We start from the raw sequence: 20,711 nt of genomic DNA on the forward strand, positions 1-20,711 counted from the left end.
CATGGCCTCGATGGCCTCCCAGCGCTCCTCGAGCGGCGAGAGATTCCACCGGTCGCAGCTACGGCACACCACCCAGAGGCGCCCTTTGGCGGCATCGAACGCCAGCCGGGTGCCCACCGGAAAGGCCTCGAACGCCTCGTTCCGGCCAAGATCCATCGTACAGTGGATACAGGTGGTGAACATTTCCCTATAATTTACCGGGATGAATCAGCCCGTGTACCTGGACCACGCCGCCACCACGCCGGTGCGCGACGAGGTCATGGCCGCCATGGCGCCCTACTTTGGCGCGCGCTTCGGAAATCCGTCCAGCGTGCATCGCTGGGGCCGTGAAGCGCGCGTGGCGCTCGACGAATCCCGTGAGCGATTGGCCGCGTGTCTCGGGGCTCACGCCGACGAGGTCTGTTTTACGTCAGGCGGAACCGAGGGCGACAACTTCGCCATCCTTGGCGTGTTCCGCACGCGACGGGCGCAGGGTCGCGTGGCCGCGATTACCACCCCGATCGAGCACAAGGCCGTGCTGGGGGCGGTGCATCAGGTCGCGCACGAAGGAGGTGAAGAGCGCCTGGTGCGAGTCACGCGCCACGGCCTCGTGGATATGGCACACTTTACCGAACTGCTCGATGCGCGCGTCGCGGTGGCCAGCGTCATGTGGGTGAACAATGAAGTCGGGGTGGTGCAAGACGTGCCCGCGTTGGCCGCACAGGCCAAGTCCGCCGGGGCGGTGTTTCACACCGACGCCGTGCAGGCCTTCGGCAAGCTGTCGATCAATGCCCGTACGATGCCGTTCGACCTGCTCACGATCTCGGGGCACAAGATTGGCGCGCCCAAGGGCATCGGTGCCCTGTTCATTCGTCGGGACACGCCGCTCGAGCCGATGTTTCACGGCGGTTCGCAGGATCGTGGCCGTCGTCCCGGCACGGAGAACGTGGCATTCGCCGTAGGACTCGCCACCGCGGCCGAACTGTTGTTGGCGGAACACGACGCCGAGCATGCCCGACTGTCCACCCTGCGCGCGATGCTCGAGCAGGGACTGCACGAGCGGATTCCCGACGTGATTATTCACGGCGAAGGCACGCTGCGCGCTCCGCACATCACCAACATGTCGATCCCGGGCACCAGCAGCGAGTCGATGCTGATGGCACTCGATCTGCGCGGCATCGCCTGTAGTGCGGGATCGGCGTGTCAGAGTGGGAGTGTGTCCGCGTCACACGTACTGAGCGCGATGGGCGTGTCGCCTGACATCGCGAACGCGGCACTGCGCTTGTCGCTGGGCTGCATGAGCACGGACGCGTGTGTGCAGCGTACGCTCGATGTGCTCACGGCGCTGGCCGAGAAGTCGCGTGTCGGCAAGGCCGCCAGTGCGGCGTGCGCGTTCGAGCCCGTCGAGTTCTGAGACCGCACATGTCGAGCGCGTCAGTACACGGCTCGTTACCGCAGAAGGGTGAGCGCGTTCTCGTGGCGATGAGCGGTGGCGTGGATTCGTCGGTCGCGGCCGCGGTGCTCGTGGAAGCGGGCTGCGACGTAGTCGGTGTCACGATGAAGCTGCACGAGGATGGTAAGGACATTCCCGACCGTCCGTGCTGCTCACTCGACAGCACCAGTGACGCGCGGCGCGTGTGCGAAAGGTTGGGCATTCCGCACTACGTCACGAATCTCGTGGACCGCTTTGGTCACGATGTGCTCGACGATTTCGTGCAGGAGTACGCGCGCGGCCGCACGCCGATTCCGTGCGTGCGCTGCAACACGTTCACGAAGTTCCGCGATCTGCTGCACACGGCCGACAACATCGACGCGCTATGGTTGGCCACCGGTCACTATGCGCGCATGGGCACGGTGGCGAACGGAAGCGACGGGCGTGTGATGTTGCGTGGCCTCGATCCCGCGAAAGATCAGAGCTATTTCTTGTGGGGCATCGAGCGCCCGGTGCTCTCGCGGCTCGTGCTCCCGGTTGGGAATCAGACGAAGGCGGAAACGCGCGAGATCGCGCGCCGCTTTGGGCTGCGCACGGCGGAAAAGCCCGAGAGTCAGGACATCTGTTTCGTGCCCGATGGCAATCATGTGCGCGTGCTGGAGGAACAGCTGGGCGCCGATGCCCCTGCCCTGTCGGTCGGCCCGTGGCGTCTCGTGAGCGGCGAAGTGATCGGCGAACATCAGGGCTTCGCGCGCTACACGATTGGCCAGCGGAAAGGGCTACCGGGTGGGTTCGCCGAGCCGATGTTCGTGGTGGAGATCGTGCCAAGCGAGCGCGCGGTGGTGATCGGACCGCGCGAGGCGCTACTGGGGCGCGGCCTCGAAGCGCGTGAGCTGAATTGGCTGGTCACGCCGCCGGTGGTTGGGGCGCCGGTCCAGGTGCAGGTGCGGAACCGCGCCGCCGCCGCAGCGGCCACGATCGTGCGGCTCTCCGGTGATACGATCGAGCTGGCGCTCGACGAACCGGTGCACGCCATCTCGCCGGGCCAGTCACTGGTGATGTACGACGGCGACACGGTGCTGGGCGGTGGTGTGATCGAGCGCGGCATGCGCACGGCGCCGGGCCGGAGACTGCCGATCCTTGCGGCGTAGTCGGGGCATCGCTTCGGCTGCCGCTGCTGAACTGATCACACGGAGAAAAGGAGCATAAAGAGGAAACGAGGGCGGATGCGTGCAATACCTCGCCTTCTTTTTTCCTCCTTTTGCGCTTTTTCTCTGAGTGATCAGTTCACGATGTCAGCCATTCACACTGGCCTCCCCGGAAGCTCGGCCGCTGGCACGGTCATCACGGCCACGAGCATGTCGGCGGTGACATTCAGCAGCGTTTTGAACATATCGGGCAGCGTGTCGAGCGCGATGAGAATGCCGATCCCTTCCACGGGCAGGCCGATGCTCGTATACAGCGGCACTTGCAGTAGCATACCGCCACTGGGGATGCCGGGCGTGCTGAAATTCAGCACCACGCTGCTTGCGGCCACGAGGGCGATGCTCGAAAACGGGAGCTCGATGCCGTACAGCTTCGCCACGAACAGGGCGCCGACCACCCAGTAAATCGCGCTCGTGAGCTTGAAGACCGACGCACATAACGGTAGCACGAACCCGGTAGCCGTGGGCGGTAAGTGCAGCACATCAGTCGCGCCTTTCACCATAGCCGGCAGCGAAGCCAAGGAACTGCGCGTGCCCATGCCGACCACTTGCGACGGAATCAGGGCTCGCGCGAAGTCAAGCAGTGGCACGCGACGCGTGACGCCCATGACACCATAGAGTGCGGCGGTCGCAATCAGATGCAGCACGATCACGACCATAAAGTAGAACCCGATAGCGCCGAGCACCGACGTGCCGAGCTTCTGTCCAAGCACGGTGGCCAACGCTAGTATGCCAATCGGAGCGATCGCCAGCATCCAGCGCACGACCACCAACATCGTGTCGGCCATCCCGCGAAAGAACGCGAGCTGCGCGGCGCGCGGCCCGTCGCTCACGTTGCCCAGCGCGAACGCGTAGAGCAGCGTGAACAGCACCACCGGCAGCAACGTGCCATCGGCGGCGGCTTTGATGGGGTTAAGCGGGATCAGTCCGAGAATAAACGTGCGCAGCGACAACGCGTCGGCCGGCGGGATATCGATGGACGCGGTGGCGCGCAGTCGTGTGGTGGCTTCCGGATCGAGCAACAGCGTATCGAACCACAGCGGCGCCACGACGATGGTGAATATTGCGCAGGCAATTGCGAGCCCCAGCATCCAGCCGAACGCTTTCGCTCCCACGCGTCCCGTGATGCGAGTATCGCCGCCGCCCGCCACGCCCACGATCAGCAGGGGCACCACCAGCGGGATCACCGTCATACGCACCGCATTGATCCAGGCCGTGCCGACGACATCCAGCACACCGATCAGTCCCCTGGTGAAGGCGGAGGGCGAGGCTTCATGAGAGAGCCACATGCCGAGCGCGAGGCCCAGGAGAAGACCGAGTGTAACCTGAACGGCCTGCGATCTCAGCGGATTGCGGCGGGGGGTATTTGAGGAAACGGGGGTGGCGGACATGCGCGCGAACCTACTTCGACGCGGTGCACGGCGCGAGCCGGCGCCGAGAAAGCCACCGTTCGAGAACCCCGGTCGAGCCGCTCCTCATTTTGGTGGGGGGGCGGCGGCCACAACGTGCGCTAGAAGCCGAAGCCCGCCGACCAGGTGATCACCTGCTTTCCGTGCGACGACGCCCCAGCCTCGTCACCGAGCCGCACGTAGTAGCCCAGCTCACCACCGAGGGCGAGCAGCGGCCAGATATGTACCGAGCCGCCGACGTAGGTGCGACGCGCGGTCGCATTCAGGGGATCACTGAACGTGCGGATGATCCCGCCCGTGATCGCGGTGCCGGTACCCATCGAGCCGAACGACTTGGCCAGTCCAACCGACGCGCCGGCACCGCCCAGACCGATCTTAGCCACCGCTAACGCGCAGAGGTCGATGCGATCGCCTTCGTAGACCATGCCCCCGCCATACGAGAGCGCCCATTTGAACGGCGCGCCGTAGGTGAGGCCACCCATGCACTGATCGAAGCGCCAGCGCATTTCCGGCGTGCTCGGCGTGGTCGGAGCGCCGGCGCCGGCCGGTCTGGGCGTGACCTGCGCGTGCGCGGCGTGCGCCCACGAGGCCGACGTCGCGGTACACACCGCACAGACCATCGCCGTCGCCGTCGCGACGTTGCGCGCGCGGCGCATCAGAATTTCATCCCACCAGCTTCGGCGAACTCACGCATCGCCTTCTCCTGTGCTTCGGTGAGCGTATCGGGAACGGTGATGGTGACCTCGACCAACAAGTCGCCCTTCTTGCCGTCCTTTTCGATCCCCTGCCCGGTAATCTTGAAGCGCTTGCCTGCCGACGTGCCGGCCGGAATGCGAAGGGCGACCTTCTTGTCATCGAGCGTCTTCACGCTGATGCGCGAGCCGAGCGTGGCTTGTGCGATGTTGATCGGCACCGTAGCGATGAGATCGAGTCCATCACGCGTGTAAAAGCGATCGGGTGTCACGGTGAACGTGATCACGAGATCGCCGGCCTGTCCACCGGAGGCGCCCTTGCCACCCTGACCGCGCAGGCGAACCTTCGCGCCGGACTCGGCGCCCGACGGCACGGAGATGAGGACTTTCCGCGAGACGCGCGTGTCGCCGGTCCCACGGCACGTGGGACAGCGTTCCGTGGGTACGCTGCCACGGCCGGCACACACCGGACATGGACGATTTACCGCGAAGCTCCCCTGCCCGAAGGAGATCACGCCGCGGCCGCTGCATTCGCCGCACGGGCGCAGCTGAGCGCCGGGGGCGGCTCCGTTGCCGTGGCAGGTGACGCACTCTTCGTTCACCTCGATGTCGACCGGCACTTTTCCGCCGACCGCGGCCACGCGGAACGGCACTTCGACGGTCTGCTCGATCGACTGACCACGCTCCGGTCCACGCGCCCGCTGACGGCCGGCTCCAGCGGTGCCTCCAAACATTGACGAAAACAAATCGCCGAGTCCACCGATCCCACCGACATCGAAGTCGGTGAACGTGCCCGCACCCGGCTGACCGGGACGCGCCGCCCCCGACGGGCCAGGCCGGGATGAGGCACGCCCGCCGCCAAAGCCGCTCATGCCACCGAAGGCGCCCAAGCGCCGCATGTCGTCGTATTCCTTGCGCTTGTCCGAATCGCCAAGGACGTTGTGCGCCTCGGAGATTTCCTTGAAGCGTTCGGCGGACTTGGGGTCATTCTGGTTCGCGTCGGGATGATGCTGCTTCGCCAATCGGCGGTACTGCTTCTTGATCTCATCGGCGGTCGCCGTCGAGGCGACCCCGAGCACCTGGTAGAAGTCCTTTCCGTTGGCCATGCTCACTGCGCCCTCAGGCGCCGTTCCACTGCTTCACCACCACGCGCGCCGGACGGAGCACGTGGCCATTGATCACGTAGCCGACCTGGAAGCAGACCGCGACGATGCCGTCTTCTTCGGGCTGCGACGCCGGTGCGGTACTCACCGCTTCGTGCTTGGCGGGATCGAACGGATGGCCGGTCGGGTCGAGCACCTCAAAGCCGTGTCCGGAGAGCGACTTGAAGAGCTTCTTCTCGACCAGCTGCATGCCATCGATCACCGCTTTGGAATCGACTGTATCGGCATTGACGGCGGCGAAGCGCGTGATGTCATCGAGACCGTCGAGCAGGCCGCGCACGAGTTCCCCCTGCGCGCGCCAACCAGCTTCCTGTCGCTCCTTCACGGCACGACGGCGGAAGTTGTCGTATTCGGCGGCGAGTCGCAGATACTTGTCCTTCTGCGACTCGAGCTCGCGCAGCGTCTGCTGCAGCTCGTCACCACCGTCGACGGGCGGTTGCACAGTGGCGGTTTCCTGCGTTTCCATCGGATCCATGTTGTCCATCGGAGCGTCAGACATCGGGTCGGTCATGGTATGCGTACGAAAGTCGTCAGCGAAAGTTTGCGAGCAGTGCTCATCGCGCTGTTCAAAGAAAGGGATAGACGGGCGCGCGCGTCAGCCCCGGGCGGTCCATCCGATGACATCCTGATTGCGTTCAAAGGCCCGACGCAGACGGTCCAGCGCCAATTGGGCCGCCCGATACCGGATTTCTGAACGGTCACCCGGCAGGATGGCACGAACGGCATGAACGTCGCCATCGAGGTCGACCGCCACCCAGACGGTACCCACAGGCTTCTCGGGAGTGCCGCCGTCGGGACCGGCGATACCGGTGATGCCGATCCCGATGTTGGTCCCGAACCGGAGCCGGGCGCCGGTGGCCATCGCGCGCGCCACCGGCTCGCTCACGGCCCCGTGGGCGTCCAGATCACCCTGTGAGACCCCCAGCTCGCGCACCTTGGCCACATTCGCATACGCGATCGTTCCGCCCTGCACGACCCTACTGGAGCCCGGCACGGCGGTCAGGCGCATCCCGAGCAGGCCGCCCGTGCAGCTTTCGGCCACGGCGAGGGTGGCACCACGCACCGCGCACTCGTGCAGCATGAGCGCGGCGAGATCGTCGTCGCCTTCTCCGTAGATGAACCGACCCACCTTGTTCCGTACCAGCTGCGCGGCCTCGGTAAGCGTGGCTTCGGTTTCGCGGGGCGGGAGGTTATACGACGTGAGCCGCAGGTCGACGCCATCATTGCCGGGGAGATACGCCAACGAAAGCCCGTTCACGCCACGGGCGAGGTCGCCGAGTTGATCGGCCAGCGCTGATTCGGCGATGTTGGCGGTGCGAAGGGTGCGCGCACGGATGACGGGGCCACCGACCGGAAGGCGATCGCGCAGGTACGGGATGACCGTGTCGGCGAGCATGCCGCGCATTTCGCGGGGAACACCAGGGAGCATGGCCACCCACCGATTCTGTGCGTCTTCCAACCAGATGCCGGGCGCGGAGCCGTGCCGATTGGGCAGGATGGTGCAGGCCTGGGGCACCATGGCCTGCTGGCGATTGCTGGCCGGGAGCTCGTGGCCGAAGCGCTTGAGCCACCGCTCTTGAAGCGACGCGAGGATGGCGTCGTCGAGGACCATGCCGCGCCCGAAGATCGAGGCGATGGCCGGCTTGGTCATGTCGTCGGCGGTGGGGCCGAGCCCGCCGGTCGTGATCACCGCTCCGGTGCGGTTGAGCGCATCGCGCACGGCGTCGGCGATGGCCGCACTGTCGTCGCCGCAGGTGGCACGTCGCACGATGCGCACACCGAGCGCGGCCAACTCACGGGCGAGATGCGCGGCGTTCGTGTCAATCGTGAAGCCGAGGAGGAGCTCGTCGCCGATCGTGACGATTTCGAGGTTCATGGAGACGAAATGTAGCGGTCCTCTGCGGTCGGGTGGATCGGATAGCGCGTGGCGATGGTGCGGGCGTGGGGGACGGATCGTTGAACCGCTCATCGGAGGCACGGAGGCACGGGGCGCACGGGGGACTGCAGTTCCCCGTGCCTCCGTGCCTCCGTGCCTCCGTGCCTCCGTGCCTCCGTGCCTCCGATGAGCTTTTGCCGTTTGCCGACCGCGCTGACACCCCGCTGACGCCCGCGCCTACCTGGTCGCTATGGCACTCATTCCAGTACACGCCGAGATCACCGGTTCCATCGTGGACGCGGCGATCCTGCTGCACCGGGATCTGGGGCCGTCGCTGCTGGAATCCACGTACGAAGTTCTGCTCCAAGATGAACTCGAACGACGAGGCCACAGGGTGCAGGCGCAGGTCGTGGTGCCGTTGGTCTATCGCGGCCGCTCGATCGAGAAAGCGTTTCGCCTCGATTTGCTGGTAGACCATGTGATAGTGATCGAGGTCAAGAGCACGGAGCGCAGCGCGCCGGTGCATCGGATGCAGGTGCTCACGTATTTGCGCCTGATGCGACTGCAGGTGGGGCTGGTGCTCAACTTCGGATTCGAGACCATGAAAGCGGGCATTGATCGCGTGTACAACGATCGGGAGGTGCCGTAGGCGTGCGCGTGCGGCGTGTGCCATGCGTCTCCGCGGCGTTGAGCGATCAGTGATCACCGCTTTTGCGAACGTCTCAGAATCGGCGGACCGCGTACCACTCGTCAGAGTGCACGGAGGACCTGAGGGCACGGAGGAACGGGGACGAGACACCACCGTCCTGTGCGAAAATGCAAACGCCCCCACCGGATGGCAGGGGCGTTGCGGAGCGCGGATCGTACGTGATCAGGCGCGGCGACGGCGACGCTGCACGGCGACCAGCCCGGCGAGGCCAGCGGCCATAAGGACGTAGGTGGAGGGCTCGGGGACAGTGGTCGTGTTCGACCAGCGCGCATTGTAGTTGTTCTTCTGCGCGTCAAAGCCCGAGAAACTGTCGTCGAAGTTGTACGCTTGCATGATGACGTTGCCGAGGCCCGCTGTATTCCCCGCGCCGACACTTGCTTGGAAGACGCCGTTTACGAGATAGCTGAATGAGGTGCCGTCGAACGCCACCCGGAACGAATTCCAGGCTCCGTAGAGCACGGGCGCGTTGAAATTGATGAACAGACCGGTGTTCACATCGTATCCGCGGAACATTCCAGTGCCACCGACGTTCGTGAAGCCGGTGATGGGGTACGCCGCTACCTGATTGGCGTTATCGAACGCTGTTCCCCACATGTCAGTCCGGCGAAGACCGTTGTCCGCAGAACGCCACGACTCGTCGACCCAGAGGTCTGCGCTAAGCGTAAACGGACCGGTCGCGCCGATATCGAACTTGCGACCCTGCGTGTTGTAGAACATGGACTGAAACGGCGTTGGGCGATTCGCGAGTCCATCCGCATTCGAGATGCCAATCTGCAGCACGTCCGTCCGTCCCTGAAACGAACCTATCGTTGCGAACGAACTGGGTGCGAAGCGATCGGTGTACCACACACCTGAGGCCTGCGTCGATGACGTCACGATACCGGAGAAGGATGGCATCGCTTCCTGTGCGCCGACCGTCGACGCAGCGACCGCAATCATCGCGGCAGTGAACAACATTTTCTTCATGCGATTTCCCGTGGAGGGGTCAGGAGCCGCGCACACGCTCGATTGTCGACGTGTGTGGTGCGCGACCATTAACGTCGCGCACACGGCTAACATGAAGAACACTTCAGCAATTTAAAGACCATATCTGTGATGGAATACGCCTTGTCCCTCACCCAGCTCCGAGGAGCATCACATGATCGGCGCGAGCAGATTTGTGTGGTTTCGGAGTGACACATTGTGTAGCACTGTCACACCGGACGCACGACTCAGGTCGCCTGCCGTTTTCGCGACGCCGTGCGCGCCGCACCGACGATATCGCCCCGCTCACGCCAACCGCGCCACCTGCCTACCGTACCGCCGCAAATACAACCAGAGACTCCAGAGCGTCAGGATGACCGCTCCGATCATGCTGGTGACGCCCACGAATCCGACGGAGTACGCGAACGCCGTCCAGGCGCTGTTCCCTTCCCAACCCTCACGCGTGGCCAGCGTCGCGGCGAAGAACCAGAAATACGCAGCGCCGAGCCAGATGCTCTGAAAGGTCGTCTTCCACTTGGCAGGGCCGATGGCGGCGATGACCAAACCGCGACGGGCGGCGACCTGCCGGAACACGGTCATGAAGGCTTCCCGACCGAGTACCACCAGCACGATCCACAACGGCAGCGACACAGCCCCGAAGGGGGTCTGAAAGAGCAGCGGCGTCGGCTGTGGCATCGTGCCGTCCGGCACCAGCAGCGTGTAGTGCTTCTGCAGCCAGTACATCGGGATCAGCGTGGCTACGAGCAGCAGCTTGTCGGCCAACGGGTCGAGCAAGCGACCGAGGTCGGTGACAAGATTGCGCGACCGCGCGAGATGGCCGTCCCAGTAATCGGTGACGGCGGCAATGGTAAACAGCAGGAACGCGAGCAGACGCGCTGTCCACGACGTGGTGAACGGCAACCACGCAATCAGCGGCGTCAGGGCGATGCGGCCCATCGTGATTGCGTTCGGAAGGTTCACAGGAGTATCGAGAGGCGGGAGGTCAGGCGCCCGCCACACCCGCGGTTATGCGAGCGTCTTGAGCACCAGCTTGGAAACGGCTTTCAGGGTGTCGAACACGCCATCACCGGTAACGGCTACAGCTTCAAATGTCGGAACGCGCTCCACCCACTCACCGGTCGGCAACTGACTCACGAGAAGCTCGCCCGGCTTGAAGGGATCCGCCACCGCGCGCATGCGGGTGGGATCAGTCACTTCCCAGCCCGGATTGAGCATCGCCTGCAGCTCCGCAAGCGGCGCCGCGTTTGGGAGGTCGCGCTTGTTGTACTGAATGATGAACGGCAGGCGCGTGAGATCGTACCCGTACGCCGCCATGTTGTCATACAGGTTCTGCATGGACTCGAGGTTCGCCTCCGCGCGCTCCACCTGCGAGTCGGCCACGAACACTACACCATCCACGCCCTTCAAGATGAGCTTGCGGCTGGCATTGTAATAGACCTGGCCCGGCACCGTGTACAGATGAAATCGCGTACGGAATCCGCGAATGGTCCCCAGATCGACCGGCAGGAAATCGAAAAACAGGGTGCGTTCCGTTTCCGTGGCTAACGAGATCAGTTTCCCGCGAGTGTTCGGGGAGACCTTGCCATACACGTATTCGAGATTGGTGGTCTTGCCGCCGAGCCCCGGCCCGTAGAACACGATTTTGCAGTTGATCTCGCGGGACGCATAGTTGATCATCGACATCGATTACGGCCCCTTACTGGAAAAGCCGATCGATCTCATCCTCGGCGCCAGCCAGGAACCCCGGCGGCGGCGTGGACGAGGACCCACCACGGGAAAAGACCCCTTCGAACGTTTTCGTGAGCTCGTCGACGGCCGACTTCATGCGCAGCCGGACCAGGCCGAGCGTGGTGCGGTTGTCGAAGAGCACGACGAGAATGACGCGTCGGGCGATGTCGGCGAGGTACATGGACTCTTTCTCGCCCTGATGGAACAGGACGCTGAAGTCACTCTCGCCAATGAGCCGCGCCAGCTGATCGTTCGCGCTGAAATCAGCCGCCGTGAGCGTGGCGAACGCCGTCGCGTCGAAGTTCGGTGGCTCGCCGACTGTGGCGACCAGCTGTCCGCTCCGGTCCACAAGCAGGGCGCAACGCGCCTTCGCGTCGTAGAGGAACCGCTGCAGCGTAATGGTGATGGCCCCGAAGTCGTCCTCGGTGAACGACCAGGTGGCAGCGCCGACAGACATGAACGGTGGGTGGAAGGGATCAGGTTCCGCTGGCCAGCGTCACGTGGCTGGCATGCGGGTCCGTTAAAAACGTAACAGCCGTTCCGTACGGCGCAGAACCCCTCGGGCCGTGCGACGCAGCAACGGATGCGGCTCCCACTGGAGATAGTCACGAAGGAGCCGCGCACTATCAACGCTTGGGTGCGCCCGAAGGTAACCGAGCGCCGCCAGGCGACTCGTGGCGTCCGGATGAAAGAGCGATCGACGGTGCCGGTGCTGGTGCGCGCTCCAACCGACCAGGCCCACGACCAGTCCGGCCACCAGTCCGGTGGCGAGCATCCCCACCTCGGTCCAACGGGTTCCTTTGCGTTGCATCAGAGCATCTCCCGGCGGGCGGACAGCGCCTGCGCGATCGTCACGCCATCGGCATATTCAAGGTCACCGCCGACGGGCAAGCCGCGGGCGATCCGAGTGATACGCACTCCACGCGGCAGCAGCTGCCGTTGGACGTAGAGGGCGGTGGCTTCCCCTTCGAGCGACGGATTCGTGGCCAGAATGACCTCCTTGACCCCTTCGGGTTCGATCCGGGCGAGGAGGTCGCCGATGGCCAGATCATCAGGCCCGACGCCATCCAGAGGCGACAAGCGCCCGCCCAGCACATGAAAGAGTCCGCGGAACTCCCCGGCGCGCTCGATGGAAGCAATGTCCGACGCTTCCTCGACCACGCAGATGATGGCCGGATCGCGCCGCGGATCAACGCAGAGGGCGCACAGCGGCGACTCGGTGAGGTTGTGGCACCGGTCGCAGGCGCGCACCCGCTCGGTCAGCTGCACGAGTGCGTCGGCCAACCGTCGGCTCTGCGAGGGCGGCTGCCGCAGCAGATGATAGGTGAGCCGCAGGGCGGTCTTCCGGCCGATGCCGGGGAGACGCGCCAGCTCAGTCGTGAGTTCGTCGATGACGCTCAACGCGGGGCGATTAAAACGGAAGCTTGAACGGCAGGTCGATGCCGCCGGTGACCTTGCCGAGCTCCATCTGCATCGCTTCGGCCGCCTTCTTCTGCGCTTCGGCCACCGCGACCACGATGAGATCCTCGAGCATCTCGACGTCGTTGCCGTTGACGACGGTCGGATCGAGCTTGATGCGCTTGAGCTGCAGTTTGCCGTCCACGTCGGCCGCCACCATCCCGCCCCCGGCCAGCGCCGAGAAGGTGCGCTGCGACATCTCGTCCTGCATCGTCTGCATGCGCGACTGCATGTCCTTGAACTGGCCCATCATCTTGAACAAATCCATGATTGTTCCTGGCGTCGTTAGTCGAGTAATTCGAGATCGAGCGCGCGCACCGCGGCTTCGAGCAACGGATCTTGTGACGATAGCTGTTCGGTACGCTGCTGCTGCACGTCGTGGGCAGTAAGTCGCTTGGTGGTATCGCGCGGCGCGCTGGACGGCGCCTGAGCGCTGGCATTCACCGAGGACACCACTGTTACCCCGGTCACGCCGTCAAAGCACGCCTGAAGTGCCGCGAGAATATCGGGGCGTGCGCCATCGGCGGCGCGGGCGAAGGTGTCGTCAGTCGGATCGTAGCTCAGCGCCACGCTGCCGTGGGCCGAGACGTGCGACGGGACCAGTCGCGCGACGGCCTGTGCCAGCATCCCGCGGCCAGCGCTCTTGATCGCGTCACTCACGCTCCCCCAACGGGCCTTGAGCTGTTCGACCGATGGCGGAGGACCCACTCGCGGGGACGCAGCGGCGGCACGCGGCGCGGGGCGCTGCTCCGCCAACTGCGCGGCGGCGGCGGCTTCCGCCACCCGCTGCGTGGCCGATCGCGGCGGCGCCACCACCGTCGGCGCTGTCGCCGCGAGAGCGGGTGCGACCATGGCCGGCGGTAGCGGGGGGATTGCATGGGCGGACGCCACGCGCGGCTCGTGTGCGACGCGACGCGGCGGCGGATCATCATGACCGCCGGTCCCGAAGCCCTTGATGACCTCTTCGAGTTCCACCGTCCGATCGAGAAGCGCAAAGCGCACCAGTAGCGTCTCGAGCAATAGCTGCGGTTGCCCACTGCGGCGATACATCGGTTCGATTTCCAATAGCGCATGCAGCATGCGTAACAAGTCGCCGGCGGACAGCTGTCCCTTTCGCTCGTGCAGAGCGGCGCGCATGCGCTCCGACAACTCCGGCGGAACCCCGCCGAGGGCGATCGTCAGCTGCGCTCGCAAGACGCGACCGATGCCAGCCAGCAACAGCATCAAGTCAACACCGCCGTCGGCTTGACGCTGAACCGCATCGAACACGTCGACGGCACGGCGCTGCGCGATGATGTCGAGCAGGAGCAGATACTCCTCTTCCGGCACCAGCCCCAACGCGGTACGCACACGTTCCGCTGTGACTTCGGCGGTTTCCCCGAGGGAGAGGACCTGGTCGGTCAGCGATAACGCGTCGCGCAGGCCTCCGTCGGCAGCACCGGCAATCATCGCCAGCGCATCGGGCTCGAAGCGCACCCCTTCTTCGGTGAGCACGGCGGCGAGCCGCTGGCGGATTTCGGCCGGACCGATGCGCTTCAGGTCGAACCGTTGGAGTCGCGAAATCACCGTGGGCAGCACCTTCTGCGCCTCGGTCGTCGCGAACACGAAGACCACGCGCGGGGGCGGTTCCTCGAGCACTTTGAGCAGCGCATTCCAGGCGTCGCGCGACAGCATGTGCGCTTCGTCGATGATATACACCTTGTAGCGATCATCGCCGGAGGGGGCGTACATGGCTCGTTCGCGGAGCTCACGCGCATCGGCCACGCCGCCATTCGACGCGGCATCGATCTCGACGACGTCGAGAGACGCGCTCCCACTCCAGATGCGCTGACAGCTGGTGCAACGCCCACAGGGTTCACCCGCGGAGGCCATCGCGTCGCTATACTCGGTGGCAGCAGCGGTGCCGCGGACTCGGCGGGCGTCGGCCAGCTCCTCGCAGTTGAGGGCCATGGCGAGTACGCGGGCCAGCGTGGTCTTCCCCGTTCCACGCGGACCGCACAGCAGATACCCGTGCGCGACACGCCCGCTGGCAATAGCGCCTTTCAGGGTGTTCGCGACATGCGACTGCACCGCCACGGTCGCGAAGTTCCGAGGGCGGTATTTGCGTGCGAGGGCGAGCGACATGCCCCCAATCTACACGCTCGAGACGCGGGTGGCCTGGCACCGCGAGCTTCTCGCCGTGATCGGTACCACTTCGCGCCACCGCTGGTTAACTTCTCATTGCTCCGGGTCCCGGAGGGCGACAGCCCGCCAAATCCGTCAGGACCCCGAAGGTAGCAGCGGCACGTGGAGTCTGGCGTCGCTTCGTCAGGCCCGGAGCACTGCGTACGGGAGGATTCGCTTGAAAGAGCGGACCTCCCGTGCGCTTTTTGTGCCGACGCCGTTGCGACTAGGCCAACGCATCGGCGAGGGCCTGCGCGATTTTCGGTCCGTGCTCCGCGATCAACCCGATCGGCGCATCGAGGTGGGCCACGGCGCGCACCCGGCTGTTGTGCCACTTGGAAAGTCGCACGCCAAGCGCAGCGGCGCGCGACACGACCTCGTCGGCGCGGGCGCTGGGCAGGTCGATCATGACGATGTTCGTGTCGGGCATGACTACTTTGGCCCCGCCGACACCGTCCACCAGATGGGCGAGATACTTGGCGGCGTCGTGATCTTCGGCCAGTCGGTCGAGATGGTGTTCGACCCCGTAGAGCGCGCCGGCGGCGAGAATACCGCTCTGCCGCATGCCGCCCCCGAAGCGTTTGCGCACGCGATGGGCCCGCGCGATGACGTCGGCCCGTCCCGCGAGGCAGGCGCCCACCGGTGCCCCCAGGCCTTTGGAGAACGACACCATCACGGTATCGGCGCAGTCGGCGAAATCGGCCAGTGAGGTGCCGGTCGCGACGGCCGCGTTCCACAGGCGTGCGCCATCGAGGTGCACCGGCAGGTTGACGCCGCGCGCCACGGTGGAGAGCTCGCGGAGGTCGTGGAGCGGGGTGACGGCGCCGCCGGCACCGTTGTGCGTGTTCTCGACGCACACCATCGACGGTTCGATCGCGTGAATGGACGGCGCACGAATGCCGGCCAGCAGATCCGCGGCACGAAACACTGAGGTGGCGCCACGGATCGGACGCACCTGCACCCCGCAAAGGGCAGCGCTCGCGGCGATCTCCCAGTGAAAGATGTGGGCATCGGCGTCGAGCAGAATCTCGGTGCCTGGTTCGCTCTGGACCCAGATCGCCGCTTGATTGGCCATGGAACCGCTTGGGAAGAACAGCGCACGCTCCGTCCCGAGCAATTCGGCCACCACCGCTTCCAGCCGGCGTGTCGTGGGGTCTCCATCGAGCACATCATCGCCGACCTCCGCATCCGCCATCGCGCGACGCATGGCGGCCGTCGGCCTGGTCACGGTGTCACTGCGCACATCGAGCAGCGGAGAACCGAAAAACGGAGTGGCGACGAACGGTACGACGAATTCGGTCACGGGCGTCTGGTTGGAGGACGTTTGACAGCAGGACGTTTGCTCGGTTTGACCCGGGTCGGCATCGCGGCGGCGGCAGCGCGATCCGCGTCCTCTGCTTGTTGCAAGGCGGCGAGTTCGTTGCGCCGCAGATCGACGGCCTGCGCGACTTCGCCGCCAATGAGAAAGAGCAGCGAACCGTAATATGTCCAGAAGACAATGGCAACGATGGCGGCGATGGTGCCCGTGTACAGTGAGCTCGGATCGAACCGCGCCACGAACAGCACGAAGAGATGCCGTGCGATTTCGAAAAGAATCGAGGCGGTCACTGCGCCGACGGCCGCCGTACGTATGCTGGGGCGACGGCGCGGAAGACCCCGATACATGGCGTAGAAGAGCACGAAGACGACGGTCAGGGCCATCAGTCGGCCGAGCAGATAGCCCACGAACCCCATCGCCTCAGTGCGCAGTCCCGTTTCTTGCAGCAGCGCGAGCCCGCGCGTGGTGGCGAGATCCACGTAGGTCGAGATCACCACGTAGACCACGATGGCGACGGTGGCGATGATCGTCGCGACAAAGTCGAAGACCTTTCCGGCAACGATCCCGCGATCGGTGCCGTCGAAGATCAGCGCGAGGACGCTACGCAGCGAACCAAAGAGTCGGGTGGAGAACCAGGCGAATCCGATGGCCGAGTACGCCGTGACCGCGCCGCGTGTCTTGAGCACGTCAGCCACGACGCCGCGCAGCAGTTCGCCGGCCGCGTTGGCACCACTCGGCAGTAATCGATCAACAAGGGCCGTGACGGTATTCGCCGCTTCTGTGGTCTCACTGCCGAGGAGGAACGACAGGCCGGAGATGAGCAATAGCACGAACGGCAGAAGGGCGAGCAGGACATTGAAGGCCAGCCCGCCCGCCAGAAAGAGCACATTGTCCTCAGCGCCCTGATTCCAGACGCGTCGGACAATGTCCCACCAGCTTTCAGCCTTCGCTCGAAGCGCCAGCGGACTCCTCCCCGGAGCTCGAGATCATATCGTCGGGCGCGCTGCCGTCATCGGGTCCGTGACGACGGCCGTGCTCGCGGTACGCGCGACGACTGTCGGCGTAGGCACGCTTGCTGTCGGCGACGGCACGCTCGAGGTCGGCGCGTGCCTGCGACGCTGCGTCGCGACCGGCCGACACGGCGTCGCCCACGGCCTGCACGCGTGAGGTGACGGCGTCGCGTGCGCGTCCCACTTGCTCATCAAACTGGAAACGGGTTTTCTCGACGGAATCGGCGACTTTATCGCCGAACTCATCGGTCATGTCTTTCACCCGGCGTCCGGCGCGCCGAGCTTCGTCCTGAAGCCGCTGCCGAGTTTCGGCGCCACTGGCGGGCGCGAACAGCAACGCGGCCCCTGCTCCGAGCGCCAGACCAAGCAAAAAGGTGCCGACGCCACTGGTGCCATTGTCACGGTCGATCAACACCACGCGGTCATCGTCGTACTCGTCGTACCGAGCCATATCACACCTCACAAGCAGTGATGAGTTGCGTGTCGTGAGTGGGGAGCACGCCGTTCCGGCGCGAACCACTCACGACCCCATACTGACAACTCAGTCCGAAAGATCCGCGTCGTCCGGGGCGGCCACGATGCTGCTGGCTCCCGTCGGAAACGGGCGATGCTGCTCAGGTATCGTGACGAACTGCTCGACGATCGCACGGGTTCCGGCGATGCCCAGCTGTTCGAACAGGAATGTGAACTTCTTGTCGTACGCCGCGCCGAGCGTGCCACGGATATCGGCGGGTAATGCCCACAGCTGCTTCTTGAACGGTCCGATCGCCTTCTTGCGCGACTTGTAGTAGAACTGCTGGTCGGTGTCAGTCGCTTTCCGCTCGTCCTTCGCGCTTGTATCCAGCCACGCGTACATCTCAGCCCGCATGGCGGCCGGAATGTGATCGAACATCATGGTCTGGAAATTCGTGGCGAGATGGATTTCCGCCGTCTCGAGCCGCGGGAAATTGCTGAATGCGGCATCGGGCAACGTTGATGCGCCGTGCTGTACTGCACCGGCCATGCCATAGCGATCGCGACCGATCTTCGAGAGCGTCTCGAGCGTGTCGAAATCGAGCGCCACGTCGGCGATCGACCCGTCGGCGAGCACAATACCACCGTGCGACGTACCCGACTGTACCGAAATCTTGGATAACCCAGCGGTGCCGGGCGCCTGTGCCTCGAGCGTCTCGTTGAAGCCGTCCATGAACGCCTCGAGCTCGTCCGCCGTGCTGTTCTCGGTACCGACCTCACCGATTTCTCCACCGATGGAGATCGTGACGCCATCCGGCTCGGCCGCGCGCACAAAGCGCGCGATGTCCACGCACACGTCGTAGTTGAGCCGCTGCTGTTCGGCCAGCGTTTCCTTGGAAAGATCGACCAGCGTCGACGTATCGACGTCGATATTGTAGAAGCCGGCAGCAACGGCTTCCGTGACCAATGCCTTCACCGCATTCACTTCCGTCACGGGATCGACGGCGAACTTCTTGTGGTTGACCTGGAAGTGGTCACCCTGGATGAACACCGGTCCGCGATACCCTTCCCGAAGTGCAGCCCCGAGGATCACCGACACATACTCGTCGGGGCGCTGTTCGGTATAGGCAATCTCGGAGCGGGCAATCTCAAGAATGAACGCGCCCGCCTGCAACGTGTTGGCCGTGCGGAAGACGGCACGGGTGGTGTCGTACGTGAGCGCACGAATGTTCATCGCGGGGACGGTGAATCCGCCGCACTTCCCGTGGCCACGGGCCACGTACAACTGGTGGATTGACGCGGCACGAACACCGACCGTCTGGCCCAGCTCCCACACGAGCCAGCGAGCGAACGTGCGCTCACCTTCATTGCCGAAAACCGCCTGATGAACCAGCGCATCCATGTGCCCAGACGTCAGGACGGCGGCGTCATGTAACTGCACGAGATCGCCTTCCACCGTAACGGCACCGCCAAACAGGGACGTGGTGGGTTTCGTCGTATCGGACATTCGTGTCGTGGATCCTGCCCAGCGCGTGCCGGAGCGGGTCAAGGTGAATGAGCGGCCACTCCGGCCTACCGGAATTCGCCGCGCCTGCCCATGAAAGTTCCCACTGTGAGGACAGATGCGGCAAGTCCGGCATTCCCTTTCCGGTCAGTCAGATCGGCCGCCGTCCCCGCCGAAGTCGCCCGATGGTGACGATTTCACCCGCGATCACGCGATCACGCGATCACGCGATCAGACCGAGAATCGCGGATCCGGCTTGGGTAGCGCATCCCATTCCGCACGCGCTTGCTCGCTGCCCGCCCGTCCCAGCATTGCATACGCAAAGTTCTTGCCGAGCTCGACACCCGGCTGGTTGAAGGCGTTGACGTCATAGAGCACGCCGGCGTAGGCGGTGGCCAGTGCAAAGGTCTGCAGGAGCGCGCCGACATGAAATGCGTCGATGGCGTCGATGGCCAAGGTGGCGTTGAGCCGGCCGCGCGCGGCGAGCGCGCCGGCGGTGGCGCGCTGCTCGATGTCGATCAGCTCACCGAGGGTGTGTCCGGCGAGGTAGCTGAGCTCCGGGATGTCGGCGTGACGCGCCGGGATGGCCCCGTCGTGCTCACGCCCCTTCACCGTGATGAAGGTGACGGTCTTGTCGAGCGGTCCCTCCATAAACAGCTGCACCTGCGAATGCTGATCGGTAGCGCCAACCGCCGGCAACGGCGTCGGTCCCACGGGCGTGCCATCGCTGCGCAGCTTGCCGAGTGACTCGGCCCAGAGCTGCACGAACCAGAGCGCGAGATCGCGCAGCGGGTCGGCATACGGCATGAGCACCTGCACCGAACGACCGTGGCAGGTATCGGCCGTGTGCTGCAGCACCGCAAAGGTACCGGGCAAGTTGGTCGAGAGCTCGTTACTGGCGGCGCGCGTCATCACATCGGCCGCGCCGGCCAGCAGGGCGTTCACGTCAATGCCGATCAACGCGGCAGGCAGCATGCCCACGGGCGACAGCACCGAGAAGCGGCCCCCGACATTGGGTGGGACGTCGAGTGTCGTGATGCCTTCCGCACGCGCGATCTTGCGCAGTGCGCCGACGTCGGGATCGGTGATGAAGATCAGGTGCGCGCGCGCCGCGACTTCACCGACGGCGCGCGCCAGGGCCTCACGCACGATGAGATACTGCGCCATCGTCTCCACGGTACCGCCGGACTTCGAGATCACCAACACGAGGGTCCGGGCCAGCTCGAGCCGGCCGAGCGTGGCGGCGATGGTGGCCGGATCAACGTTGTCGAGCACATGGAGACGGGGCGCATTGCCTCGCGCCTCGGCGCTGAGCGAATTCCAGGCGGGCGGCCGCAGCGCGGTGCGCAACGCGATCGGGCCGAGTGCTGAGCCGCCGATGCCCAGCAGCAATACATCATCGAAGCGGCCGCGCGCCTGCTCGGCCACGGCCAGCGTGGTGTCACGCAACGCGTCGTTCACCGGCAACGTGAGAAAGCCGAGTTCCTGCTGCATACCGTGCACGCGAGCGTGCGCCTTGGCGAACGCGCCGGCGGCATCAGCGAGCTGCGCGGTGGTGATACCGGCACTGTGCGGCAGCGCCGCGCCCATCATATTGGTGAAATCGAGCGATAACGTCATGGCAACAC

Annotated in this window: 21 protein-coding genes and 1 other RNA gene; 4 read left to right on the top strand and 18 right to left on the bottom strand. The window is 65.0% G+C overall.

Going from position 1 to position 20,711, the window contains the following annotated elements; all coding sequences use genetic code 11:
* Positions 1 to 202: 202 nt before the first annotated feature.
* Both ACLL97_RS11190 and mnmA read left to right on the top strand, forming a co-directional pair.
* Positions 203 to 1,393 (top strand): cysteine desulfurase family protein, encoded by a 1,191-nt coding sequence (locus ACLL97_RS11190; protein WP_411280556.1) that lies wholly within the window; start codon positions 203 to 205, stop codon positions 1,391 to 1,393.
* Between the two features lie 8 nt (positions 1,394 to 1,401).
* Positions 1,402 to 2,562 (top strand): tRNA 2-thiouridine(34) synthase MnmA, encoded by a 1,161-nt coding sequence (gene mnmA, locus ACLL97_RS11195; RefSeq protein ID WP_411280557.1) that lies wholly within the window; start codon positions 1,402 to 1,404, stop codon positions 2,560 to 2,562.
* Positions 2,563 to 2,714: 152 nt separating this feature from the next.
* Here the strand turns inward: mnmA and ACLL97_RS11200 are convergent, their stop codons facing one another.
* The 5 genes from ACLL97_RS11200 to ACLL97_RS11220 form a co-directional block, all read right to left on the bottom strand.
* Positions 2,715 to 4,007 carry a dicarboxylate/amino acid:cation symporter gene (locus tag ACLL97_RS11200; protein WP_411280558.1) on the bottom strand — a complete coding sequence of 431 codons (1,293 nt, stop codon included), beginning with the start codon at positions 4,005 to 4,007 and terminating at the stop codon, positions 2,715 to 2,717.
* Positions 4,008 to 4,126: 119 nt separating this feature from the next.
* Positions 4,127 to 4,681: a hypothetical protein gene (locus ACLL97_RS11205; RefSeq protein ID WP_411280559.1), complete on the bottom strand. Its 555-nt coding sequence runs from the start codon at positions 4,679 to 4,681 to the stop codon at positions 4,127 to 4,129.
* The gene (locus ACLL97_RS11210) at positions 4,681 to 5,823 is read right to left on the bottom strand and encodes a DnaJ C-terminal domain-containing protein (protein WP_411280596.1); all 1,143 of its coding nucleotides are present in this window, start codon (positions 5,821 to 5,823) and stop codon (positions 4,681 to 4,683) included. Before ACLL97_RS11210 ends, ACLL97_RS11205 begins: the two co-directional genes overlap by 1 nt.
* 13 nt (positions 5,824 to 5,836) lie before the next feature.
* Positions 5,837 to 6,379 carry a nucleotide exchange factor GrpE gene (locus tag ACLL97_RS11215; RefSeq protein ID WP_411280560.1) on the bottom strand — a complete coding sequence of 181 codons (543 nt, stop codon included), beginning with the start codon at positions 6,377 to 6,379 and terminating at the stop codon, positions 5,837 to 5,839.
* A gap of 96 nt (positions 6,380 to 6,475) precedes the next feature.
* Positions 6,476 to 7,756 (bottom strand): competence/damage-inducible protein A, encoded by a 1,281-nt coding sequence (locus ACLL97_RS11220; RefSeq protein WP_411280561.1) that lies wholly within the window; start codon positions 7,754 to 7,756, stop codon positions 6,476 to 6,478.
* A gap of 250 nt (positions 7,757 to 8,006) precedes the next feature.
* Between ACLL97_RS11220 and ACLL97_RS11225 the strand changes: the two genes are divergently transcribed.
* Positions 8,007 to 8,405 (top strand): GxxExxY protein, encoded by a 399-nt coding sequence (locus ACLL97_RS11225; protein WP_411280562.1) that lies wholly within the window; start codon positions 8,007 to 8,009, stop codon positions 8,403 to 8,405.
* Positions 8,406 to 8,627: 222 nt separating this feature from the next.
* On the opposite strand, the gene ACLL97_RS11230 is transcribed toward ACLL97_RS11225, so the two are convergent.
* The 8 genes from ACLL97_RS11230 to dnaX form a co-directional block, all read right to left on the bottom strand.
* Entirely contained in the window at positions 8,628 to 9,431 is an 804-nt protein-coding gene (locus ACLL97_RS11230) for a PEP-CTERM sorting domain-containing protein (protein ID WP_411280563.1), read from the bottom strand.
* 303 nt (positions 9,432 to 9,734) lie between these two features.
* Positions 9,735 to 10,409, bottom strand: coding sequence for a CDP-alcohol phosphatidyltransferase family protein (locus ACLL97_RS11235; protein ID WP_411280564.1), 675 nt, complete (start codon positions 10,407 to 10,409; stop codon positions 9,735 to 9,737).
* Positions 10,410 to 10,454: 45 nt separating this feature from the next.
* On the bottom strand, positions 10,455 to 11,132 hold the full coding sequence (locus ACLL97_RS11240) for a GTP-binding protein (RefSeq protein WP_411280565.1): 678 nt from the start codon (positions 11,130 to 11,132) through the stop codon (positions 10,455 to 10,457).
* Positions 11,133 to 11,145: 13 nt separating this feature from the next.
* Positions 11,146 to 11,634 (bottom strand): roadblock/LC7 domain-containing protein, encoded by a 489-nt coding sequence (locus ACLL97_RS11245; protein WP_411280566.1) that lies wholly within the window; start codon positions 11,632 to 11,634, stop codon positions 11,146 to 11,148.
* 63 nt (positions 11,635 to 11,697) lie between these two features.
* Complete coding sequence (locus ACLL97_RS11250) at positions 11,698 to 11,988, bottom strand: hypothetical protein (RefSeq protein ID WP_411280567.1); 291 nt, start codon at positions 11,986 to 11,988, stop codon at positions 11,698 to 11,700.
* Positions 11,988 to 12,578, bottom strand: a complete 591-nt coding sequence (gene recR, locus ACLL97_RS11255; RefSeq protein WP_411280568.1) for a recombination mediator RecR — start codon at positions 12,576 to 12,578, stop codon at positions 11,988 to 11,990. The genes ACLL97_RS11250 and recR overlap by 1 nt, the downstream gene beginning before the upstream one ends.
* 10 nt (positions 12,579 to 12,588) lie before the next feature.
* A complete protein-coding gene (locus ACLL97_RS11260) occupies positions 12,589 to 12,903 on the bottom strand; it encodes a YbaB/EbfC family nucleoid-associated protein (RefSeq protein ID WP_411280569.1) in 315 nt (104 codons plus the stop codon).
* Positions 12,904 to 12,920: 17 nt separating this feature from the next.
* Positions 12,921 to 14,759 (bottom strand): DNA polymerase III subunit gamma/tau, encoded by a 1,839-nt coding sequence (dnaX, locus tag ACLL97_RS11265; RefSeq protein ID WP_411280570.1) that lies wholly within the window; start codon positions 14,757 to 14,759, stop codon positions 12,921 to 12,923.
* Positions 14,760 to 14,859: 100 nt separating this feature from the next.
* On the opposite strand from dnaX, the gene ffs reads away from it, so the two are divergent.
* Positions 14,860 to 14,956: signal recognition particle sRNA small type (ffs, locus tag ACLL97_RS11270), an RNA gene on the top strand.
* 68 nt (positions 14,957 to 15,024) lie between these two features.
* On the opposite strand, the gene ACLL97_RS11275 is transcribed toward ffs, so the two are convergent.
* The 5 genes from ACLL97_RS11275 to ACLL97_RS11295 form a co-directional block, all read right to left on the bottom strand.
* Positions 15,025 to 16,101 carry a threonine aldolase family protein gene (locus ACLL97_RS11275; protein ID WP_411280571.1) on the bottom strand — a complete coding sequence of 359 codons (1,077 nt, stop codon included), beginning with the start codon at positions 16,099 to 16,101 and terminating at the stop codon, positions 15,025 to 15,027.
* Entirely contained in the window at positions 16,098 to 17,078 is a 981-nt protein-coding gene (locus ACLL97_RS11280; protein ID WP_411280597.1) for a YihY/virulence factor BrkB family protein, read from the bottom strand. The genes ACLL97_RS11275 and ACLL97_RS11280 overlap by 4 nt, the downstream gene beginning before the upstream one ends.
* Positions 17,056 to 17,577 carry a YtxH domain-containing protein gene (locus tag ACLL97_RS11285; RefSeq protein WP_411280572.1) on the bottom strand — a complete coding sequence of 174 codons (522 nt, stop codon included), beginning with the start codon at positions 17,575 to 17,577 and terminating at the stop codon, positions 17,056 to 17,058. The genes ACLL97_RS11280 and ACLL97_RS11285 overlap by 23 nt, the downstream gene beginning before the upstream one ends.
* Before the next feature lie 90 nt (positions 17,578 to 17,667).
* Entirely contained in the window at positions 17,668 to 19,086 is a 1,419-nt protein-coding gene (locus ACLL97_RS11290) for a class II fructose-bisphosphate aldolase (RefSeq protein WP_411280573.1), read from the bottom strand.
* A 228-nt stretch (positions 19,087 to 19,314) separates the two neighbouring features.
* Entirely contained in the window at positions 19,315 to 20,703 is a 1,389-nt protein-coding gene (locus ACLL97_RS11295; RefSeq protein WP_411280574.1) for a glucose-6-phosphate isomerase, read from the bottom strand.
* Positions 20,704 to 20,711: the final 8 nt, after the last annotated feature.

Source organism: Gemmatimonas sp. (assembly GCF_046594945.1).
Taxonomy (GTDB): Bacteria; Gemmatimonadota; Gemmatimonadetes; order Gemmatimonadales; family Gemmatimonadaceae; genus Gemmatimonas.